The 2,952-nt window shown below is 33.0% G+C and carries 5 protein-coding genes; 2 read left to right on the top strand and 3 right to left on the bottom strand.

From position 1 onward, the window contains the following. Nucleotides 1-25 precede the first annotated feature (25 nt). Nucleotides 26-172, bottom strand: a complete 147-nt coding sequence (locus OEW78_RS10340) for a hypothetical protein (RefSeq protein ID WP_008301345.1) — start codon at nucleotides 170-172, stop codon at nucleotides 26-28. Nucleotides 173-221: 49 nt separating this feature from the next. Here OEW78_RS10340 and OEW78_RS10335 point away from each other — a divergent pair, with 49 nt between their 5' ends. After that, a complete protein-coding gene (locus tag OEW78_RS10335) occupies nucleotides 222-1,190 on the top strand; it encodes a D-glycerate dehydrogenase (RefSeq protein ID WP_366523068.1) in 969 nt (322 codons plus the stop codon). Nucleotides 1,191-1,386: 196 nt separating this feature from the next. Here the strand turns inward: OEW78_RS10335 and OEW78_RS10330 are convergent, their stop codons facing one another. Then, the gene (locus tag OEW78_RS10330; protein ID WP_300327209.1) at nucleotides 1,387-1,758 is read right to left on the bottom strand and encodes a ChuX/HutX family heme-like substrate-binding protein; all 372 of its coding nucleotides are present in this window, start codon (nucleotides 1,756-1,758) and stop codon (nucleotides 1,387-1,389) included. A gap of 26 nt (nucleotides 1,759-1,784) precedes the next feature. Next, a complete protein-coding gene (locus tag OEW78_RS10325) occupies nucleotides 1,785-2,066 on the bottom strand; it encodes a hypothetical protein (protein ID WP_300327208.1) in 282 nt (93 codons plus the stop codon). A gap of 88 nt (nucleotides 2,067-2,154) precedes the next feature. Between OEW78_RS10325 and OEW78_RS10320 the strand changes: the two genes are divergently transcribed. Next, on the top strand, nucleotides 2,155-2,952 hold a 798-nt coding region (locus tag OEW78_RS10320), incomplete at its 3' end, for an FAD-dependent oxidoreductase (protein WP_300327207.1).

The following is a 2,952-nucleotide window of genomic DNA, read 5'->3' as shown; positions in this document are numbered from 1 at the left end:
TTAATAGTATGATAGTTCATTTCTTCTAACCACCAGTGGCTGCATCAAACAATGCACACTCACATTTATCACGTTCACCACAATAAGGACATACACAGACACATTTTTCAATCGAATTTCCACATTCTACACAAATAGCAAATTCTTCCTCTTCTTCAACTTTAGAAGACATGCAAGAATTACAAAGAAATCGTATAAATGGTTTGAGATGAATGTCAAGACTGATGAAAAAAGTCTTTCTGACAAGAACTTTGCACGATTTTGCACTAAAAGAATTGAAAAAGAGATACCAGATTGAAATTCATTCGGGTAAAATCCCCATGCCGAAAACAAAGTTGCGATCAAAGATTAAAGATATTGACGGACTCGTATGTTTTCCATATGATAAAATAGACAGAGAGATTATTGATTGTGCCGAAAATCTTAAAGTGATAAGTACCTACAGTGTAGGATTTGATCATATAGATACAGAATATGCCAAGAAAAAGAAAATTCGTGTAGGATACACACCAGATGTGCTAACAGATGCAACAGCAGACCTTGCATTTTCATTGTTACTAGATATCTCAAGAAGAGTTTCAGAAGGAGACAGAATTATTCGAAGTGGGAAATGGAGGGAAATCTTTGGTGCATTTGATTATGTAGGTGTAGATCTTCAGGGCAAGACATTAGGGATTTTAGGATTGGGCAGAATTGGAAGCACACTGGCTAAAAGAGCAAAGGCATTTGATATGAGAATAGTATACCACAATAGAAAACATGTTTCAAAATCTAAAGAAAAATCACTGAATGCAAAGTTTGTTTCGTTTGAAAAACTAATTACAGAAAGTGATTTTGTTTCAATCCATGTACCCCATACAAAAGAAACAGACAAGTTATTTGATATGGAAATTTTGACAAAAATGAAAAAAACTGCATTTCTAATCAATACGTCAAGGGGAAAAGTGATAAATGAAAAAGATCTTGCCATTGCTTTGAAGAAAAAAGTTATCGCAGGTGCAGGATTAGATGTGTTTGAGTCAGAGCCAATCAGTAAAAAACATCCTTTTGTAGAATTATCAAATATTGTACTTGCTCCCCACATAGGAAGCTCGTCAATAGAGACAAGAGCCAAAATGGCAGAAATTACGGTAAAAAATCTAGATCTTGGAATAGAAGGAAAAAAGCCAATCTACTCTGTAGGGTATTGACTTTCACGCATAGATTAGACTCTAGGAACATGTGCAGTTTTTATATCTAAATCATGACATAAAATCAGAATGAAAAAATTCAAGCATACAAATGAAGAATTAGAGTTAGCTAAACTACAAACTGAAAAAGATAAGAAAAAGAAAGAGTCTCAGGAATAAAAGATTTTTTCCTTGTCTTTTTCAGGCAAGGTTTTTTTTAAAATTGAATTTTAGAAGTAAATTTTTGTTTTAATTGATCGTAAATTATTTGTCTTTTAGGAATTAGATGTTTAGAATCATCATACATTTTTGTGAAAAATACCGCCATGATTCTGTCTCCATGTTCATCAAGGAAATGAACACTAAAGCTTTTACGTTCTGGTTTTTCTTCCTCTATAAACTCTGCAGATTTTATCAGTTCTGAATTAACATGAAGATGTACAGGACCATCATTATCACCAATAGTAATCCATTTTTCTTTTTGTCTGATGCTGAGTGGACTTCGAATCTCACTTACAGCACCACTATTTTTTACAATTAGCAGTACGTCATCGATATTGACTAAATCAGATAATAATTCTAAAAGCATCACAAAACATTGAAATTGAAGTTATTTCAGTTTTTTGAGCGATTCATGTCAATTTGAACAAAATCATCAGAATCACCATGAACACAGTCAGTGCCCACTGCCTTTACAGGTGAAAAACTAACTTTTCCATCATGCATCTTACCTTCATTTTGCAAAATGCCTATTTTTCCGGATACAATTTGTTTATGCTTATGACAAGTCAAGCCTACCATATATTCATCATTTCCTGAAATGATAGATACAATAAATTCAGGAGGATTCACACATGCTTTTCCATCTTCCTTCACTGAACATTTATCAGGTAACATAAGAAGAATTGAGATTTTATTGGATATTAATCTTGATTGTTACAGATTTGATTTATTATCAAGGAAAACCAACTAACAATGAAAAGTCGTGGTACATAATTTTGACATAGTAATTATCGGAGGAGGAATTCTAGGAACTTCATTATCATATTTTCTAACAGCGTTAAACAAATCAAAAAAAATTGCAGTAATTGAGCAAGCTCACAAAGTTGCATTTCATACTAGTGGAAGAAACACAGGAAAAGTTCACGCTCCATACCTGTACAATCCAGAAAAGAAAAAACTGTTTGCAAAAGCTGCTTTTCATGGTTATGAAATGTGGGAAGAATATGCAAAATTAAGAGAATTGCCGTTTAAAAAAGACGGAGTAATCGAAGTTGCTGTAGATAAAAAAGGAATCAAAGTACTTGAGAAATATCTCAAATGGGGAAAGCAAAACGGGCTGGAAGAAAAAGACATCAAACTGATTGACAAAGAAGAATTTAAAAAAATAGAACCTGAAATAAAATGTGAATCTGCACTTTGTGTATACAGAGATGCATCTACAGATTATTCCATATTCACAGATGCAATAATGAAAGACAGTAAGAATGAAGGAACAAAGTTTCTTCTAGACACAAAAGTAACAAAAATAAAAAAAGAAAATGGCAAGTGGTCAATTACATTAAATGGAGAACATGAGATCAAAGCAAAATTTCTGATTAATGTTGCAGGAGGAGAGGCAGTAGACATTGCACACAATGTAGGCATAGCAAAAAATTTCACTGATGTTCATTTTAGAGGAGAGTATTGGAAAGCCCCAACCGAATACAACAATTTGACAAAATCAAGTGTATATTCCGTACCTGAATTTCCAGATTACCCATTTTTGGATCCACATTGGATT

Source organism: Candidatus Nitrosopumilus sp. (assembly GCF_029882185.1).
Classification (GTDB): Archaea; Thermoproteota; Nitrososphaeria; order Nitrososphaerales; family Nitrosopumilaceae; genus Nitrosopumilus.
Note: the sequence above shows the minus strand (reverse complement) of the source record. Positions and strands in the feature narration are given on the sequence as shown.